This window comes from Actinoallomurus sp. NPDC050550, assembly GCF_040655075.1.
Taxonomy (GTDB): Bacteria; Actinomycetota; Actinomycetes; order Streptosporangiales; family Streptosporangiaceae; genus Actinoallomurus.
The window spans coordinates 162463-180892 of the sequence record NZ_JBFAJC010000008.1 but is presented as its reverse complement, the minus strand read 5'-3'; the positions used below and the strand labels follow the sequence as shown (position 1 = coordinate 180892).

The 18430-nt window shown below is 69.5% G+C and carries 17 protein-coding genes; 14 read left to right on the top strand and 3 right to left on the bottom strand.

Features of this window, described 5'->3' with window-relative positions; all coding sequences use genetic code 11:
- Positions 1-107 precede the first annotated feature (107 nt).
- On the top strand, positions 108-641 hold the full coding sequence (locus AB0I04_RS14145; RefSeq protein WP_360883595.1) for a hypothetical protein: 534 nt from the start codon (positions 108-110) through the stop codon (positions 639-641).
- A 66-nt stretch (positions 642-707) separates the two neighbouring features.
- Here AB0I04_RS14145 and AB0I04_RS14140 read toward each other — a convergent pair whose 3' ends face one another.
- Positions 708-1580 (bottom strand): LLM class F420-dependent oxidoreductase, encoded by an 873-nt coding sequence (locus AB0I04_RS14140; protein ID WP_360883592.1) that lies wholly within the window; start codon positions 1578-1580, stop codon positions 708-710.
- Between the two features lie 49 nt (positions 1581-1629).
- On the bottom strand, positions 1630-2139 hold the full coding sequence (locus AB0I04_RS14135; protein ID WP_360883589.1) for a GNAT family N-acetyltransferase: 510 nt from the start codon (positions 2137-2139) through the stop codon (positions 1630-1632).
- A 162-nt stretch (positions 2140-2301) separates the two neighbouring features.
- On the opposite strand from AB0I04_RS14135, the gene AB0I04_RS14130 reads away from it, so the two are divergent.
- The 6 genes from AB0I04_RS14130 (at position 2302) to AB0I04_RS14105 (ending at position 7113) form a co-directional block, all read left to right on the top strand.
- Positions 2302-2670 (top strand): hypothetical protein, encoded by a 369-nt coding sequence (locus AB0I04_RS14130; RefSeq protein WP_360883586.1) that lies wholly within the window; start codon positions 2302-2304, stop codon positions 2668-2670.
- A gap of 126 nt (positions 2671-2796) precedes the next feature.
- Positions 2797-3603 carry a MerR family transcriptional regulator gene (locus AB0I04_RS14125; protein WP_360883583.1) on the top strand — a complete coding sequence of 269 codons (807 nt, stop codon included), beginning with the start codon at positions 2797-2799 and terminating at the stop codon, positions 3601-3603.
- On the top strand, positions 3600-4613 hold the full coding sequence (locus AB0I04_RS14120) for a BtrH N-terminal domain-containing protein (protein ID WP_360883580.1): 1014 nt from the start codon (positions 3600-3602) through the stop codon (positions 4611-4613). Before AB0I04_RS14125 ends, AB0I04_RS14120 begins: the two co-directional genes overlap by 4 nt.
- A 76-nt stretch (positions 4614-4689) precedes the next feature.
- Positions 4690-5817: a DUF5931 domain-containing protein gene (locus tag AB0I04_RS14115; protein ID WP_360883577.1), complete on the top strand. Its 1128-nt coding sequence runs from the start codon at positions 4690-4692 to the stop codon at positions 5815-5817.
- Between the two features lie 359 nt (positions 5818-6176).
- Positions 6177-6425: a hypothetical protein gene (locus AB0I04_RS14110; RefSeq protein WP_360883574.1), complete on the top strand. Its 249-nt coding sequence runs from the start codon at positions 6177-6179 to the stop codon at positions 6423-6425.
- Positions 6426-6465: 40 nt separating this feature from the next.
- The gene (locus AB0I04_RS14105) at positions 6466-7113 is read left to right on the top strand and encodes a response regulator transcription factor (RefSeq protein WP_360883572.1); all 648 of its coding nucleotides are present in this window, start codon (positions 6466-6468) and stop codon (positions 7111-7113) included.
- A gap of 24 nt (positions 7114-7137) precedes the next feature.
- Here AB0I04_RS14105 and AB0I04_RS14100 read toward each other — a convergent pair whose 3' ends face one another.
- Positions 7138-8142, bottom strand: a complete 1005-nt coding sequence (locus tag AB0I04_RS14100) for a LacI family DNA-binding transcriptional regulator (protein ID WP_360883887.1) — start codon at positions 8140-8142, stop codon at positions 7138-7140.
- 194 nt (positions 8143-8336) lie between these two features.
- Here AB0I04_RS14100 and AB0I04_RS14095 point away from each other — a divergent pair, with 194 nt between their 5' ends.
- The 7 genes from AB0I04_RS14095 (at position 8337) to AB0I04_RS14065 (ending at position 18368) form a co-directional block, all read left to right on the top strand.
- Positions 8337-10085: a carbohydrate-binding module family 20 domain-containing protein gene (locus AB0I04_RS14095; RefSeq protein WP_360883569.1), complete on the top strand. Its 1749-nt coding sequence runs from the start codon at positions 8337-8339 to the stop codon at positions 10083-10085.
- Positions 10086-10399: 314 nt separating this feature from the next.
- Positions 10400-11389: a LacI family DNA-binding transcriptional regulator gene (locus tag AB0I04_RS14090; protein WP_360883566.1), complete on the top strand. Its 990-nt coding sequence runs from the start codon at positions 10400-10402 to the stop codon at positions 11387-11389.
- An 81-nt stretch (positions 11390-11470) separates the two neighbouring features.
- Positions 11471-12763, top strand: coding sequence for an extracellular solute-binding protein (locus tag AB0I04_RS14085; RefSeq protein ID WP_360883564.1), 1293 nt, complete (start codon positions 11471-11473; stop codon positions 12761-12763).
- A 64-nt stretch (positions 12764-12827) separates the two neighbouring features.
- Positions 12828-13775, top strand: coding sequence for a sugar ABC transporter permease (locus tag AB0I04_RS14080; protein WP_360883561.1), 948 nt, complete (start codon positions 12828-12830; stop codon positions 13773-13775).
- 64 nt (positions 13776-13839) lie between these two features.
- Positions 13840-14706 carry a carbohydrate ABC transporter permease gene (locus AB0I04_RS14075; protein ID WP_360883559.1) on the top strand — a complete coding sequence of 289 codons (867 nt, stop codon included), beginning with the start codon at positions 13840-13842 and terminating at the stop codon, positions 14704-14706.
- A gap of 15 nt (positions 14707-14721) precedes the next feature.
- Positions 14722-17034 (top strand): alpha-xylosidase, encoded by a 2313-nt coding sequence (gene yicI, locus AB0I04_RS14070; protein WP_360883556.1) that lies wholly within the window; start codon positions 14722-14724, stop codon positions 17032-17034.
- Positions 17031-18368 (top strand): GH1 family beta-glucosidase, encoded by a 1338-nt coding sequence (locus AB0I04_RS14065; protein ID WP_360883553.1) that lies wholly within the window; start codon positions 17031-17033, stop codon positions 18366-18368. The genes yicI and AB0I04_RS14065 overlap by 4 nt, the downstream gene beginning before the upstream one ends.
- Positions 18369-18430 lie beyond the last annotated feature (62 nt).

The window sequence follows — 18430 nt, the reverse complement described above, 5'->3', positions numbered from 1 at the left end:
CTGCGTTACGATACTTGCAGAATACAGATAAAACGTGGGAGGACTCCGGTGGCCCACCTCCGCCTCACCGCGACACGCGTCGCGGGCACCGGCCGAACGGCACGACGATGAGCACGCCCGCAGCCGCCGCGTACGGCTGTTCCGGGCTCGATGACGCGACTCTCAGCACACTCCTCACCAAGGCGGTCACGCGGCGCACCGCGCCGGTACGGCTCGTCGGCTCAGGCCTCCACGACCTGGCCGCCCGGCTGATCGCCGACGGGGTGCCGGTCGAGGTGCGCGTCCCCCACCGGCGTGACGCCCGCGCACTGCGGCGGGCGGCGCACCGGGCCGGCGGCGACGTCCCCACGCCGTCCGTCGGCGGGATCGACGTCGACCTGCCGTTCCCCGACGGGACCCTGCACGCGCTCGTCTGCCGCCTCGATCCAAGATCCTTCCCGTTCCCCCGCCACACCGTTCGCGAACTCGGCCGGGCCCTCGCCCCGGACGGCCTCGTCGTGGTACTCCCCGGTGAGCGGACATCCTGGCCGGCGAGCCTGGTCGACGCGTGGGCCGCGGCCGCCGGGCTCGCGCCGCCCGACGAGCGTGAGACGGGCGGCGCGCTGCCGTTCACCGGCGCGGTGTACCGGGTACGAGGCTGACCACCGACAACGGCGCACGGTGCGCCGCCGTCGACCGGCGGCGCACCGGAGCCATCTCGGTGCGCGCTACAGGTCCGCCACGGCCGGGATGACGTCGGCGCCGATCACCTCGAGCGGTGTGACGCGCCAGACGTCCTTGACACCGCCGATGACCGCGTCGATGCCGAGCTCGGCCAGCTTCCCCAGCGTGTCGACGATCTCGCCCGACTTCTCGCCCTTCTCGCCGGGGTCGAAGCGGAAGATGACGGTCTTCTCGATCTCGTCGTAGTCGCGGCCCTCCGCCGCGCAGTGCTCGCGGAGAACATCGAGCTTGTGGGCCACCTCGGGACCGGGGAACAGGTTGCACGCCTGTGCGTACCGGGCCACGAATCGCAGCGTCTTCCGCTCGCCCGACCCGCCGACCATGATCGGCGGGTGCGGTCGCGACAGCGCCTGCGGCGAGTTGAGCGTGCGTCCGAGGCGGTAGTGCCGCCCCTCGTACGCCTCGTCGCCGTCGCCCCACATCCGCAGGCAGATCTGCAGCGTCTCCTCCAGCCGCTCGAAGCGCTCGGCCACCGGCGGGAAGGGCAGGCCTAGGCCGCGGGCCTCCTCCTCGTTCCAGGCCGCGCCGATGCCCAGCTCGGCCCGCCCACCGGACAGCGCGTCGAGCGTCGTCACGGTCTTGGCGAGCAGCCCCGGCGGCCGGTAGACCGCCCCGGTGACGAGGGTGAGCAGCCGCGCGCGGGACGTGTGCGCGGCCAGGAAGCCGAGCGTGGTGTACGCCTCGAGCATGTCGTTCTCGGGCGGCCCGACCATGCCGATCTGGAAGAAGTGGTCCATCACCGCGATCCGGTTGAATCCCACGTCATCCGCGGTGCGCGCGACGCGGGCCAGGTCCGCACCGAGACTCGACGGTCCGCCGGGCCAGGTGAAGTCAGGAATCTGTAGTCCGACCTTCATTGAGATGCACCTCCCACCGGCGATCCTGTCACGCGGCGGCGAGGACGTCTCACCCGCTGCCGACGGGAACCTCCACGAAGCCCATCGACTCGTACAGCGCACGGGCGCGGGTGTTCTGGCCGGTCACCGCGAGGGAGAGCCGGTCGTACCCCTGCTCCGAAAGCACCCCCATCACCGCCTGGATCAGCCGCCTGGCCAGCCCCCGGCCGGTGTGGGACGAAGCCGTGAAGACGAACGCCAGCAGGGGGACCCCGCGCCAGACCGTCACCAGGGCGGCCGCGACGAGACGGCCGCTCTCCTCGGCGACGAGCGACGCCTCCGGAATGAATGGCCCGTACTCCCCGTCGAAGGTGAGCCGGACCTCCTCGGTGGCCGACGGGACGCCGTCCCCGACGTCCCGCTCGTCCGGCGTCCCCCGGTAGGCGTCCCACATCAGGGTGCCGAGCGGCGGGATGTCCTCGCGGGTCGGCGACCGGAACGAGTGGTCCGTCGACGCCCGGATCCCGTACAGCGTCGCGTCGAGCCGGTACCGCATCGGCTCCGCCGGAGGATGATTCACGGAACGAGCCTAAGCCGCTTCGCTTCGCATTGGAGCAGTGCCGCGACCGACGGGGGACCGGAGTCCTATTTCGGCTTGAGCCCCTGGCCTCTATCTCACGGTATGGAAGCTCGGCAGAGTACAAGACCGTATCGACGCGACCACCTGTTGTGAGGAGCACAGATGCGGATTCGTACGAAGGCCGCCGTCATGGTCGGCACCATCGCCGTGGCGGCCACGGCGCTGGCCGCCCCCGCCGGCGCGGCGACCGCCCATCCCGCCAGTTGGGTGCCCGGCAAGACGCACCGCGGCATGGCGGGGTGCTTCAGCTACTCGTACCGGGACTCCCAGCTCTCGGTCACCGTGTACTACCACCACCGGACGAAGGTGAAGGGCCAGAGCTGTGGTGGCACCCGCCGAATCAAGATCACGGTCGGGCACATGAACGCCCGGTGCTTCCCCGTGGCCGCCGGCAAGGGTGGCCACACCAAGTTCGTCAACCACGTCTGGATCCCCAAGGTGAAGAAGATCCAGCAGGTCTCCAAGTGTTAGTCGCGGGACATCCGACGGCCGGAGGCGGGCAACCGCCTCCGGCCGTCGCGCGTTCGGACCTGCGCGGAAGGGGCCAATGGGCACGGTGTTGGACTCTCCCACCGTGGGAGAGTCCACGATGATGGCGTGCGAGACGAACTTCTCACCATCGGACCCTTCGCCCGCCTGTGCCGGCTCAGCGTCAAGCAGCTACGGCACTACGACGAGATGGGGCTGTTGGCTCCGGTGCGCGTGGACGCCGGCTCCGGCTACCGCTATTACGCCCCTGAACAGACGCGTGATGCCCTGACCATCGCCCTGCTCCGCGAGATGGACCTTCCCCTGGCTGTGATAGCCCAGGCGCTGGCCGCCGAGCCTGAGTCCAGGGCGCAGATCCTGCGCGCTGAGCGGGACCGGCTGGCCGAGCGGATCAGTGGGGACCAGGCACGGCTGGAGATGCTGGAGCGGCTGGCGGAGGGCGGCCTGCCCGGCTATGAGGTGACGATGGGCAGAGAGCCGGAGCGACGGCTTGCCGTGGTGCGAGCGGTCTGCACCCCTGCGGAGATCGGAGCGAAGGTCGAGGAGTGCGTAGGCCGGCTGCTGCCCGTGCTCGGCAGGGCCGGAATCGCATGGGAGCCGCCGCTGTGGGCGCTGTACCCGCTGGATCTGGAAGAGCGGATGGAGATCGCCGTCGGAGTGCAGACGCCGCACGGGGCAGGGACGCCTGGCCTGCGGTTCGAGGCGCTGCCCGGCGGACCCGTTGCCGAGACCATGCACATCGGTCCCTACTCCCAGCTGCTCTTGGCCTACAACGCGCTCTTCGCCGCCATCCACGAGCGCGGGCTGCGCCCTCGAGCGCCCGTACGTGAGGCCTATCTCGTCGGGCCGGCGGAGGCACCACGAGAAGAACTGATGACCCGGCTGATCATCCCCGTCCAGGAGAGCATGGCATGACCACCGTGATGGACATTGATGCCCGCGGTATGCGGCACTGCGAGACGACGGCTCTGGGGGTCCTGCTGCGGCACCAGGGACTCGATCTGTCCGAGCCCATGCTCTTCGGCCTCGGCTCCGGCCTGTCCTTCATCTACTGGGACGGCAAGAACATGGGTTTCCCCTTCCTCGGGGGACGGGTCAGGCCTTTCGAACTCACCAGGAACCTGGCCACCGGCATCAATCTGGAGCTCGTAGTCCAGGAGACCACCTCCCCCCGCAGAGCATGGGAGAACGTGACGGCCCCCATCGACGCCGGCCACCCTGTCGGACTGCAGCTCGACAGCTACTACCTGGACTACTTCCGCTCGAAGGTGCACTTCGGCGGTCATGTCGTCGCCCTGTACGGCTACGACGACCACGACGCCTACCTGGTGGACACCGACCAGCAAGGCGGAACGGTGTCCACCAGCCTGACCAGCCTCGCCCAGGCCAGGGCCGCGCGCGGCCCGATGACCGCCAAGCACCGGTCCTTCACCCTCACCGCTCCGAGGAACCCGCCCTCCCCACAGGGCCAGATCATTCCCGCCATCACCGCCTGCGCCGACGCCTTCCTCAACCCGCCCATCGCCAACCTCGGCCACCGGGGCATCGAGAAGGCCGGCAAGCTGGTACGCACATGGCTCCAGCGCACCGACACCCCGCAGCGGGACCTGCCGCAGGCCGCCCTGTTGATGGAGAAGGCCGGCACCGGCGGCGCGCTGTTCCGTAACCTCTACCGCGACTTCCTCGCCGAATGCGCCCAACTGCTCGACAGCAGCCACCTGCGCACCGGCCACGGGCTGTACGCCGAGGCTGCAGCGCTATGGACGGAAGTCGCCGCACTGATCACAAAAGCCGGCGGATCGGGCGATGCGCAGTGCCTCGTACAGGCAGGCACCATCCTTTGCGATCTTTCCCGCATAGAGCGCGAGGCCATGCAGGCGCTGAGCCGCCTGGGGAGTGAGATCCCCAACGCGATCCAGCCCTGAAAGGCTTCACGCCTCTGAAGTCCCGCGCCCCGGAACGGCCGCCATGCATGCCCGGGAAACCCGTAATGTCGCTTTCGTGGTCGAGCAGATGTGGCGGGCGGTGGGCGTCTTCCGGCTCGTCACCCTCGGCTACGCCGCGGTCCTCATCGTGCGGGATCACGAGCGGTACGCCCATCCCCTGGGCGGTCTGCTCGCGCTCGCCGTGATGGCGGCGTGGTCCGTGCTCGCCACGGTCGCGTACGCGCGCCCGGCGGCGCGGCGGCCCTGGCTGGTCGGCGCGGACGTGGCCGTCGCGGCCGCGCTGATCCTCGCCACGCGCCTGGTCGACACGGCCGCCCGCATCGACCATGGGGCCGCGACGCTGCCGGTGTCGTGGGCGGCGGCGTCCGTGCTGGCCTGCGCGGTCGCGGGCGGCCCGTGGGCGGGGTGCGCCGGAGCCGCCGTCCTCTCCGTGGCCGACCTGCTCGAACGCCAGGCGTTGCCGCACAACACGTTCAACGGCATCGTGCTACTGCTCATCGCCGGCACGGTCGGCGGCCACGTCGTACGGCTCGTGCTGCGTGCGGAGGCCGCCCTCGATCGCGCGGCCCGGCAGGAGGCGGCCACGGCCGAGCGGCAGCGCATCGCGCGGGACATCCACGACTCGGTCCTGCAGGTGCTCGCGCTGGTCAGCGTGCGCGGGCGGGAGCTCGGCGGGGAGGCGGCCGAGCTCGGCCGGCTGGCCGGGGAGCAGGAGGTGGCGCTGCGGTCGCTGGTCGCCGCCTCGCCGACGCCACCGCCGGACGGCCAGGTCGACGTGCGGACGCTGCTGGAGCCCCTGGCCGGTGACCGGGTCACGGTGTCCTGCCCCGCACACGCGGTCCTTCTCCCGGACGCGCCGGCGCGAGCCCTGGCCGCCGCGACCGGCGAGGCGCTCGACAACGTCCGCCGTCACGCCGGCCCCGACGCGCGGGCCTGGGTGCTGCTCGACGACGAGGGCGAGGTGGTCGCGGTGAGCGTCCGGGACGACGGCGTGGGGTTCGAGGACGGCCGCCTGGCCCGGGCGGCCGAGGCGGGGCGTCTCGGCGTCGCGCAGTCGATCGTCGGGCGGATCCGGGAACTCGGCGGAAAGGCGACCGTGACGTCGGTCCCCGGCCGCGGGACCGAGGTCGAGCTCCGGGTTCCCCGGACCCTGCGGAACGAGATGGAACACCACGGACGCTGACGCGCAGCAGGGCCGTGTCATCCAGGTCACCGGCTGAGAGGAGGCGGGGAAGCGCTCAGGACGGTCCGTTTCGCTCGCCGTGTACATGGCGTGCGTTGAGCTCGCTTACGACGGAGTCGAGGGCCCCGGGTCGATGAGACGACGGCGATTCCCCCACGGCGCCTCCTTGCACAAGCAGGTTGAGATCCCCGAATGCGTCGGTCAGGAGAGTATCTGGAGGTTATGGCGTCTCGGCATACATCGGCGATGGCGAAACCCGCTGGCCCGCAGTTCACCGCTTCGATGCGGCGAGCCTTTACCGGCTGGCACTCGAGAACGCTGCCGCCGGCACGGCGCTACACGGTGCTGCGGAAGGTGGGGTGACGCTGAAGAGCATCGCCGACCAGATCGGCGACCAGCTGGGCGTTCCTTCGGTCTCGCTGACGTTCGACGATGCGGTCGAGCACTTCGAGCACGCGAGCGAGCACTTCGGGAGCACCTTCCTGGCGACCATCCTCGCCGCCGACGCACCTGTCCTCAGCGACCTGACCCGAACACTGCTTCGCTGGGAGCCGACGCACTACACGCTCCTTGAAGATCTGCGATACGGCGACTACATCCAAGAGTGAACCCGTAGGCGCCGACGCTCCGAGGAACGAGGGGGAACCCATGGACTCCGATGCCTCGCTGCACGTTCTGGTCGTCGACGACCATCCGATCTGGCGGGACGGCATCGCGGAGAAGCTGGGGGCGGCCGGCCTCACCGTCGTGGGCACCGCCGGCGACGGTGCCCAGGCGCTGCGGGTGGCGAAGGCGACGCGGCCGCGGGTCGTGCTGCTCGACCTGCACCTGCCGGACCTTCCCGGGGCGGAGGTGACCCGCCGGCTGCTGGCCGCCGACGGGGCGATCCGCGTGCTCGTGCTGTCGGCGAGCGGGGAACGCCAGGACGTCCTCGACGCCGTGACGGCGGGCGCGACCGGCTACCTGACCAAGTCGGCCTCCCTCGACGAGGTGATCGCGGCGGTGCGCTCGGCCGCTGCCGGGGAGGCCGTGTTCACGCCCGGGTTGGCGGGCCTGGTGCTGGGCGAGTACCGCCGCCTGGTCGGCGCGCCGGAGCGGGAGACTCCCCGGCTCACGAACCGGGAGATCGAGGTGCTGCGGTTGGTCGCCAAGGGCCTGACCTACCGCGAGATCGCCGAGCGGCTCGTGCTGTCGCACCGGACGGTCCAGAACCACGTGCAGAACACCCTGACCAAGCTGCAGCTGCACAACAAGGCACAGCTGGTGCGGTACGCGCTGGAGCGGGGTTTGGACTGAGTACTTTGCAGGGAATTGCTGCAATCACTGGCGGAGCGGGCCCGTGGAGCTGCGGACCACCAGCTCGGGCCGGAAGAACAGCTCGGTGTGCGGGGCCCCGACGCCCTGGATCTCGTCCAGAAGGCTGCGAACGGCGACCAGGGCCATGTCGCGAACCGGCTGGCGGACCGTGGTCAGGGGCGGATCGACGTACGCCATCAGCGGCGAGTCGTCGAAGCCGATGACGGACACGTCCGCGGGAACCCGCAGGCCTCGCTGCCGGGCCGCCCTGATCGCGCCGATCGCCATCATGTCGCTGCCACAGCAGATCGCGGTGCACCCCTGGTCGAGCAGTCGCTTCGCCGCCGCCTCCCCGCCTTCGACCGTGAAGATGGTGTTGACGATCCAGTCGTCCACATCGGCGATCCCGAGGCGCTCGGCCATCCCCCTGCGGTAGCCCTCGGTCTTCCGGATGACCGGCACGAAACGCTCCTGGCCTACGGCGAGCCCGATGCGCCGGTGCCCCAGGTGCGCCAGGTGTGCCACGGCCAGCTCCATGGAGCCGGCCTCGTCGCTGGAGACGAACGTGGCGTCGACCCCCTCGGCGTAGCCGTTGATCAGCACGATCGGGAGCCCGCGATCGGTGAGGCGCTTGTAGCGGCCGTGGTCGGCCTGCGAGTCGGCGTGCAGCCCGGAGACGAAGACGATCCCGGAGACTCCGCGTTCGAGCAGGAGGTCGGTGTAGTCGTCCTCGTTGATGCCGCCGGGCGCCAGGGCGCCGAGCACCGCGGTGTAGCCGTGTACTGCCAGGGTGTTCTCGATGACCTGCGCGAAAGCCGGAAAGATGGGGTTGTCCAGCTCGGCGACGATCAGGCCGATCAGCCCGCTGCGCGGCGGCCGTAGGCGGACGGGGCGGTCGTACCCGAGGACGTCGAGCGCGTCGAGGACCGCCTTCCGCGTGGCCGGTGCGACGCCCTGCCTGCCGTTGAGCACCCGGCTCACGGTCGCCTCGCTCACTCCGGCTTGGGCGGCGATGTCCGCCAGGCGCATGCTCACATGCACGAATGTACCGCCGGGCGGAACGGACCGGCGTGGATCCGTTGCCGCACTCTTTCGCAAGCTTGCAGCAAAGTCTTGCCGTCAACCGATGCACGCGTTACCGTCGCGGCAACACAGCGGAAACACAGCGGCCGCCAGACCCTCGGGGGACCCCGCCCCACTCTCCTCACCCCAGGAGGCCCCGCATGCCGAAACGCCTGCTGAAACGCCTGCTGCCCGCGCTGGCCGTCGCGCTGGCGGCCACGATCACGCCCGTGGCCGGCGCCGCGCCCGCCACAGCGTCGCCCACGGGCGACCACGACGTCATCGCCAACCTCTTCGAATGGAACTGGAACTCCGTCGCCTCCGAGTGCACGAACGTGCTGGGCCCCAAGGGCTACGGCGCCGTCCAGGTCGCCCCGCCGGAGGACTCCCTCACCCGTAGCGGCCACCCGTGGTGGGAGGTCTACCAGCCCGCCGACTACGACGTGAACAGCCGCATGGGCACCCGGTCGCAGTTCGCCGCCATGGTGTCGGCCTGCCACACCGCGGGCGTCAAGGTGTACGCGGACGCGGTCATCAACCACATGACCGGTCAGGGCAGTACGAGCTACGGCGGCAAGAGCTTCTCAAAGTACGACTACCCGGGCATCTACTCCTCGGCCGACTTCCACAACTACCCGTCGGACTGCCCGGAGTCCGACGACCAGATCCACAACTGGAACGACTACACCGAGGTCACCAAGTGCGAGCTGAGCAGCCTGTCGGACCTGCGCACCGAGTCCGACTACGTGCGCGGGAAGATCGCCGGCTACCTCAATGACCTGCTGTCCCTCGGCGTGGACGGTTTCCGGGTGGACGCCGCCAAGCACATCGGCGCGACCGACCTGGCGGCCATCGAAGGGAAACTGACCCGGTCCGCGTACATCTACCAGGAGGTCATGCCCGGCAGCGGCGGCAGCCTCGCGCCCAGCGCCTTCGAGGGCACCGGGGACCTGCTGGAGTTCGTCTACGGCCAGAAGCTCAAGGAGCAGTTCAACGGCAGCATCGCCAACCTGCAGAGCTTCGGGCAGTCGTGGGGCATGGAGCCGAGCGACAAGTCGGTCGTCTTCGTCGCCAACCACGACACCGAGCGGAACGGCAGCACGCTGTCCTACAAGGACGGCACCAAGTACCGGCTGGCCACGATCTTCTCGCTGGCCTGGAGCTTCGGCACCCCGCAGGTCTACTCCGGCTTCGACTTCAGCGGCACCGACGACTCCCCGCCCGCGGACTCCAACGGGTACGTCACGGACACGAACTGCGCGAGCGGCTGGCAGGGCTGCCTCGACCGCGCGCTCGGCGGCATGGTCGGCTGGCACAACGCCGTGAAGGGCACATCCGTCACGAACTGGTGGTCCGACGGCTCGAACCAGATCGCCTTCGGCCGCGGCGCGAAGGGCTACGTCGCGATCAACAACTCCGGTGGCACACTGAGCCGCACGTTCGCGTCCGGCCTGCCCGCCGGGACGTACTGCGACGTCATCGGCGGCGGCGTGTCCTCGGGGAAGTGCACCGGCACGGCCGTCACGGTCGACGGCTCCGGCAACGCGACCTTCTCCGTGAGCCCGGGCGGTGCCGTGGCGATCGACGTCGCGGCTACCGGCACCGGCGGCACCACCGGCGTCGTCCAGGTGACGTTCAACGAGTACGCGACGACCTCCTGGGGCCAGAACGTCTACGTTGTCGGCTCGATCCCCGCGCTGGGCGACTGGGCTCCGGGCAGCGCCGTCGCGCTGTCGTCCGCGGGCTACCCGACCTGGTCCGCCGCCGTGTCCGTGCTGGCGAACACCGGCTTCCAGTACAAGTACATCAAGAAGAATCCCGATGGTTCGGTCACCTGGGAGTCCGATCCCAACCGGTCGTACACCACCGGGTCCGATGGCACCGCCACGATCAACGACAGCTGGCGCTGACCCGCCTGGGAGCCCGGGACGCGTTGCGTCCCGGGCGCCTACGCGTCAGGCCGTCCGGTCCTGAACCTGCACGGCCGCTTCACCGACCGGCCCGCGCCGGACCATCAGCATCGACCTTGCGTTCCTGCGGAGACCTCGGTCGACCGCCTAGAGCGCGGGAACGCCGTGCTGCTCGGGGTTCGACAAGATCGTCGAACCCTTGCGCCAGTGGGAGCGCTCCCAAACTCCGGTTTCTTTCTCGTAACACCCCATTGCGTCCCATTGGTGACGGGCTTAACATTCCGGGAATCGAAGCGCTTCGACAGGAGCGGACCTTGGTAAAGATCTCTGACGTGGCCCGCCACGCCGGCGTCTCCCCCAGCACGGTGTCCTATGTTCTCAGCGGCAAACGGTCGATCTCCGACCAGACCCGCCGCCGGGTCATGGACAGCATCCGGGCCCTGGGCTACCGCCCGCACGCCGGCGCCCGCGCGCTGGCGAGCAACCGCTCCAACGTCATCGCCCTCGTCGTCCCGCTGCGCTCGGGCATCCACGTCCCGATCGTCATGCAGATGGTGATCGCGGCCGTGACCACCGCCCGCACGTACGACCACGACGTCCTCCTGCTGACCCAGGACGAAGGCGTCGGCGGTCTCGAGCGGGTGGCCGGATCGTCCCTGGTCGACGCGATCCTCGTGATGGACGTCGAGATGCACGACGTACGGCTGCCGGTGCTGCGCTCGCTGGACCGGCCGTCGGTGCTCATCGGCTTCCCCGCGGACCCGTCGGGGCTGACCTGCATCGACTGGGACTTCGAGGCGGCGGGCGCGGCCTGCGCCGAGCACCTCGTCGACCTCGGGCACCGCGAGATCGCGCTGATCGGCGCGCCGCCCGCGGTGTACGAACGCGGCACCGGCTTCGCCGAGCGTACGAAGGCGGGCTTTCAGCGGGCCGCCGCCGAACGCGGCGTCCACGCGGTCGTCCGGCCCTGCGACCCGGAGCACGCCCGGGAGACCGCCGCCGACCTTCTCCGTGACCATCCGGGCCTGACCGGCATCGCGGTCCACAACGAGCCGGCCGTCGAACCGCTCCTCACCGCGTTCCGCGCGAGCGGGCGCCGCATCCCCGACGACCTGTCCGTGATCGCCATCGCTCCCGACGACCTCGCGGAGCGGCTCGACCTCACCTCGATCTCCATCCCCGCCGAGGAGCTCGGCCGGCAGGCGGTCGCCGTGCTCATGGACAAGCTGAACGGCGACCAGGCACCTGGCGCCACCCTGCTCCCCTCCCGCCTCGTCGCCCGGTCCAGCACTCCGGCGGCCTGAAACGTGACCGATATCTGAATCCGAACGCCTCGGCGTCATTGAAGCGCTTCGACGTTTCGCACACCCCCTGGAGGAATCCCGATGTTCAAGGCGACAAAGGCGCTCGCGGCCGTGACCGCGGGTCTGCTGGCCCTGTCCGCGTGCGGTGGTGGAGGCGGCGGCGGCTCTTCCTCGAAAGAGCTGAAGCTGTGGCACTACGAGACCCAGGACAGCGCCATGGGGGTGGCGTGGAACCAGGCGATCAAGGAGTTCGAGCAGACCCACCCGGGCGTCAAGGTGAAGTTCGAGGAGAAGGGCTTCGAGCAGATCCAGAAGACCGCCCCGATGGTGCTGAACTCCAAGGACGCCCCGGACATCCTGGAGTACAACAAGGGCAACGCGACCGCCGGCCTGCTGTCCAAGCAGGGGCTGCTCACCGACATCAGCTCCGAGGTGACCAAGCGCGGCTGGGACAAGATGCTCCCCGCGAACGTCGCCGAGACCGCGAAGTACGACGCCAAGGGCGTCATGGGCGGCGACAAGTGGTACGGCGTCCCGAACTACGCCGAGTACCTGCAGGTGTACTACAACAAGGCGCTGTTCGATAAGTACGGCGTGAAGGTGCCGACGACATTCGACGAGTTCACCAAGGCGATGGACACCTTCACGAGCAAGGGCGTCACCCCGCTGTCCAACGCGGGCGCGGAGTACCCGGCGCAGCAGTACCTCTACCAGCTCGCGCTCAGCAAGGCGGACCGGCCGTGGGTCGACCGGTTCGAGCGCTACACCGGCAAGACCGACTTCCACGACCCGGCGTGGACGTACGCCGCGAACACCTTCGCCGACTGGGTGAAGAAGGGCTACATCGCCAAGAACTCCTCGGGTACCAAGGCCGAGGACGCGGGCACCGCGTTCATGGCCGGCAAGTTCCCGATGTTCTTCTCCGGCAGCTGGTGGTACGGCCGCTTCGAGAAGGAGATCAAGAACTTCCAGTGGGACACGTTCCTCTGGCCGGGCAGCAAGATGACGCTCGGGTCGAGCGGCAACCTCTGGGTCGTCCCGAAGGGGTCGAAGAACAAGGACCTCGCCTATGACTTCATCAACATCACGATGAAGAAGGAGATCCAGAACACGCTGGCCAACAACGGCGGCGTGCCGGTCGCGGGCGACCCCTCCGGCGTCACGGACCCGAAGAACAAGAAGCTGATCCAGAACTACCAGACCCTCGCCAACAGCGACGGCCTGGGCTTCTACCCGGACTGGCCGGCGCCGGGCTACTACGACGTGCTCGTGGCCGGGACCCAGAAGCTGATCACCGGCACCGCGTCGCCGAGCTCGGTCCTGGACGGCTTCGCCAAGCCGTACAACGAGAACCTCTCGAACATCGGCCACTAGCGACACCGCCGACCGCGGGAGGCGGGCCGGCCAGGCCGCCCGCCTCCCGTACCGGAGAACCACGATGACTCAAACCCTGAGCGCGCCGCCCGCGAAGGCCGTGCACAAGCCCACCCGGCGGCCGCGCCGCGGCCTGCCCTACTCCGTCTACCTGATCCCCAGCACGGTCCTGTTCATCGGCGTCATCCTGGTGCCGTTCGTGATGAACATAGGCTTCAGCCTGACCAAGTGGGACGGCATCGGCTCGCCGCAGTGGGTCGGGCTGGACAACTACACCAAGCTGATGTCCGACGGGGCCTTCTGGTCCTCGTTCGCGCACAACGTCGCGCTGGTCATCGCCATGGCGATCATCCCGTTGATGATCGGGCTGGTCCTGGCGTCCGTGCTGTTCGACGTCATCGCCAAGCGGTTCGGCCCGCGCACGACCGCGATCCTGCGGGCCTGCATCTACCTGCCGCAGGTGCTGCCGTTCGCGGTGGCCGGCATCGTGTGGGCCTGGATCCTCGCCCCCGACAACGGCGCGCTCAACTCGGTCCTCAAGGCGATCGGCCTGAAGTCGCTGCAGGAGGACTGGCTGGGCGACCCGAAGCTGGCGCTCTACACGGTGATGGGCGTGCTGGTCTGGGTGCAGATCGGCTTCCCGCTCGTCGTCTTCATGGCGGGCCTGCAGCGGGTCGACCCCTCGCTGTACGAGGCCGCCGACATCGACGGCGCGTCGTGGTGGCGGAAGTTCTGGTACATCACGATCCCGCAGATCCGCCCGGAGATCTACGTGGTGCTGCTGACCTGCACGGTCGCCGCCATCAAGAGCTTCGACAAGGTCTTCATCCTGACGAAGGGCGGCCCCGGCGGGGCGACGAACGTGCCCGCCTACTACTCGTACCAGAACTTCTTCGAGAAGACCCAGGTCGGCTACGGCGCCGCGATCGCGACCGTGCTGACGCTCATCATCGTCGTGGTCATGGCGGTCCTGATCAGCCGCCAGAACAAGGCAGAGGAGGCGGACACGTGACCGAGCGGAGCGAGGGAGCCAGCAAGCAGAGCACCATGGTCACGATGCCGACGAAGGAGGCCTCATGACCTCCATCACCGCGGCGCGAAGGGCGCGACCCGCCGCGCACCGCAGGACGCCGGGCGCCTGGGCGGTGCTCGTGTCGCTCGCCGTGCTCGCGGTCGTGATGCTGCTGCCGTTCGTCATCATCACGTTCAACGCGTTCAAGAGCCCGGCCGAGTACTCCAGCCACGGCCCGCTCAGCGTGCCGAAGGGCTTCTACCTGCAGGGCATCAAGGACTTCTGGGAGCGCGTCGACTTCGGCTCCAAGCTCGTCAACAGCCTGATCATCAGCGGCTCGGTCGCCGTGCTCGCGGTGATCCTGTCGGTGCTGAACTCCTACGCCCTCGGCATCGGCCGGATCAAGGGCCGGGTGTGGATCCTCGTGCTGTTCCTGCTGGCCAACACGATGCCGCAGGAGGTGCTGGTCTACCCGCTGTACTTCCTGTCGAAGAAGGTCGGCCTGTACGACACGCGGCTGAGCGTCATCATCATCTTCACCGCGATCCAGACCGCGTTCGGCACCTACCTGCTGTCGTCGGTGCTGTCGACGTTCCCGCGGGAGATCCTCGAGGCGGCGCGGATGGACGGCGCGGGCCGGTTCCGCATCCTGTGGCGCGTCGTCGTGCCGATCAGCCGGCCGACGCTCGGCGTGCTGTTCGTCTTCTTCTTCATCTGGACGTGGAACGAGTTCTTCCTGCCGATGATCTTCTTGATCTCCAACGAGAACCAGACGGTGCCGGTCGCGCTCGGCGTGCTCCAGGGCCAGAAGCTCATGGACGCGACCATGACCAGTTCGTCGGCCCTGCTCGGCATCATCCCGGCGGTCGTCTTCTTCCTGATCTTCCAGCGCACTCTCACCCGCGGCATCACCGTCGGTGCCGTCAAGTAAGAGAAGGACCCCTCTTTGAAGTTCACCGATGGCTACTGGATGCTGCAGGACGGCGTGCAGGCCTCGTACCCGATCGAAGTCCTCGACGTACAGGCCGCGCCCGACTCGCTCAGCGTCTACGCGCCGACCCAGCACATCCGGCACCGGGGCGACCTGCTCAAGGGACCGCAGCTCACGCTGACCTACACCTCCCCCATGCCGGACGTCATCGGGGTGACCGTCACCCACTTCGACGGCGAGGTGCCGCGCGAGCCGAGGTTCCGGCTGACCGAGGAGCAGGCCGGCGTCGACGTCGCGGTCGGCGACGAGGCCGCCGTCCTGACCTCCGGCGCGCTGTCCGTACGGGTCGCCCGCACCGGGCCCTGGCGCGTCGACTTCTCCGCCGGCGGCCGGGTCCTCACCGGCGGCAGCGAGAAGACCACCGCCATCATGGAGACCGGCGACGGCCGCCACTACATCCGCGAGCAGCTCGACCTCGGCGTCGGCCACCACGTGTACGGGCTGGGCGAGCGCTTCGGCCCGCTGGTGAAGAACGGCCAGACCGTCGACGTCTGGAACGCCGACGGCGGCACCGCCAGCGAGCAGTCCTACAAGAACGTCCCGTTCTTCCTGACCGACGCGGGCTACGGCATCTTCGTCGACCACCCCGGCCACGTGTCGTACGAGGTGGCGTCGGAGGTCGTGACGCGCACGCAGTTCAGCGTCGCGGGCCAGTCGCTGCGCTACTTCGTCATCTACGGCCCGACGCCGAAGGACATCCTGCGCAAGTACACCGCGCTGACCGGCCGCCCGGCCCGGGTCCCGGCCTGGTCGTACGGGCTGTGGCTGTCCACGTCGTTCACCACGTCGTACGACGAGGAGACGGTCTCCAGCTTCATCGACGGCATGGCCGAGCGCGACCTGCCGCTGTCGGTGTTCCACTTCGACTGCTTCTGGATGCGCGAGTTCCACTGGTGCGACTTCGAGTGGGACCCGCGGACGTTCCCCGACCCGGAGGGCATGCTGCGGCGGCTCAAGGCGCGCGGCCTGAAGATCTGCGTCTGGATCAACCCGTACATCGCGCAGCGCTCCAAGCTGTTCGAGGAGGGCAGGGCGCGCGGCTTCCTCGTGAAGAAGCCGAACGGCGACGTGTGGCAGTGGGACAAGTGGCAGCCCGGCATGGGCCTGGTCGACTTCACCAACCCCGAGGCCCGCGAGTGGTACGCCGCGAAGCTCGGCGCGCTGCTCGACATGGGCGTCGACTGCTTCAAGACCGACTTCGGCGAGCGCATCCCCACGGACGTCGTCTACTTCGACGGCTCCGACCCCGAGCGGATGCACAACTACTACACGTACCTCTACAACGAGACCGTCTTCGAGCTGCTGCGCAAGCGGCGGGGCGAGGGCGAGGCCGTGGTGTTCGCCCGCTCGGCGACGGCCGGGTCGCAGGCGTTCCCGGTGCACTGGGGCGGCGACTGCGAGTCGACGTTCGAGGCGATGGCCGAGGACCTGCGCGGCGGGCTGTCACTGAGCATGTCCGGGTTCGGCTACTGGAGCCACGACATCGGCGGGTTCGAGGGCACACCCGACCCGGCGCTGTTCAAGCGGTGGATCGCGTTCGGCCTGCTGTCCTCGCACAGCCGGCTGCACGGCAGCCACTCGTACCGGGTGCCGTGGCTGTTCGACGAGGAGGCCGTCGACGTCCTGCGCGTCTTCACCAAGCTGAAGGCGCGGCTCATGCCGTACATCCTGGGCGCGGCGCGGGAGACGTACGGCGAGGGCGTCCCGATGATGCGCCCGATGGTCGTGGAGTTCCCCGACGACCCGGCCGTGAGCCACCTCGACCGGCAGTACATGCTCGGCGGGGACCTGCTGGTCGCGCCGGTGTTCTCGGCCGACGGCGAGACCGCCTACTACGTGCCCGAGGGCACCTGGACGCACGTCCTCACCGGCGAGCCGGTGACCGGCGGGCGCTGGGTGCGGGAGCGCCACGACTTCCTGAGCGTCCCGCTGCTGGCCCGGCCCGGCTCGGTCGTCCCGGTGGGCGCGGTCGAGGACCGCCCCGACTACGACTACACCGACGGCGTCACCTTGCACGCGTACGCGCTGCCGGACGGCGCGCGGGTCACCACCGAGGTCCCGGACACCTCCGGCGAGGTCGCGGCGACCTTCTCCACGGCGCGGGACGGCGACACGGTCACGGTCACCGCCCAGGGCGCGACGAACTGGCGGGTGCTGCTCGTCGGCGTCCGGTCCGGCGACGTCCAGGGCGGTACGGTCGCCGAGCACGACCAGGGCCTCCTCGTCGAGGCCACCGGCGACACCGTCACCATCGGGGGGATCTCATGAGTGAGTTTTTGTGGGGCGCGGCGACGGCCTCGTACCAGATCGAGGGCGCGGCGCGTGAGGACGGCCGGGTGCCGTCGATCTGGGACACCTACAGCCACACGCCGGGCCGGGTGCTGAACGGCGACACCGGCGACGTGGCCGCCGACCACTACCACCGGTGGCCGGAGGACGTCGAGATCATGCGGGAGCTGGGCCTGGGGGCGTACCGCTTCTCCATCGCCTGGCCGCGGATCCACGACCAGCGCGGGATCGACTTCTACTCCCGGCTCGTCGACGCGCTGATCGAGCGCGGCATCAAGCCGGTCGCCACCCTCTACCACTGGGACCTCCCCCAGGAGCTGGAGGACGCCGGCGGGTGGACCGCCCGCGACACCGCCTACCGGTTCGCCGAGTACGCCGAGCGGATCGGCGCGGCGCTCGGCGACCGCGTCCACCTGTGGACGACCCTGAACGAGCCGTGGTGCTCGGCGTTCCTCGGCTACGGCTCGGGCGTGCACGCGCCCGGCCGGACCGACCCGGTCGCGGCGCTGACCGCCGCGCACCACCTCAACCTCGCGCACGGCCTCGCCGCGCGGGTCCTGCCCGGCCACGTGTCGGTCACCCTCAACCTGCACCACGTCCGGGGCGAGGACGACGACGCCGTCCGTCAGGTCGACGCGGTCGCCAACCGCGTCTTCCTCGGCCCGATGCTGGACGGCGCCTACCCCGCAGACCTCCTCGACGACACGCGGGAGCTCACCGACTGGTCGTTCGTCAAGGACGGCGACGAGGCGACCTCCAAGGCGCCGCTCGAGGTGCTCGGAGTGAACTACTACTCGCCCACGCTCGTCCGGCGCTGGGACGGCGTGTCCTCCCGGGACACCGCGGACGGGCACGGCGACGGCACGGCGTCGCCGTGGGTGGGCTGCGACGACATCGACTTCGTGCGGCAGCCGGGCCCGTACACCGAGATGGGCTGGCCGATCGACGCGACCGGCCTGACCGAGCTGCTGCTTCGAGTGCACCGCGACCACCCCGGCGTCCCGCTGATGATCACCGAGAACGGCGCGGCCTTCGACGACCACGTCGACGCGGACGGCCGGGTGCGAGACCAGCGCCGGATCGACTACCTGCGCGACCACTTCGCGGCGGTCGGGCGGGCGCGCGAGGCCGGAGCGGACGTACGCGGCTACTTCGTCTGGTCGCTGCTGGACAACTTCGAGTGGGCGTACGGCTATTCGAAGCGGTTCGGCATCGTGCACGTCGACTACGCGACCCAGAAGCGCACCTGGAAGGACAGCGCGCACTGGTTCCGCGACGTCATCGCGGACTCGCCTGAGGGTCCACGGCCGTAAGGCCACCACTGTTCTTCGGGGGCACCATTGTCGAAGCGCTTCGACTAACAGGAGGTCGTAGC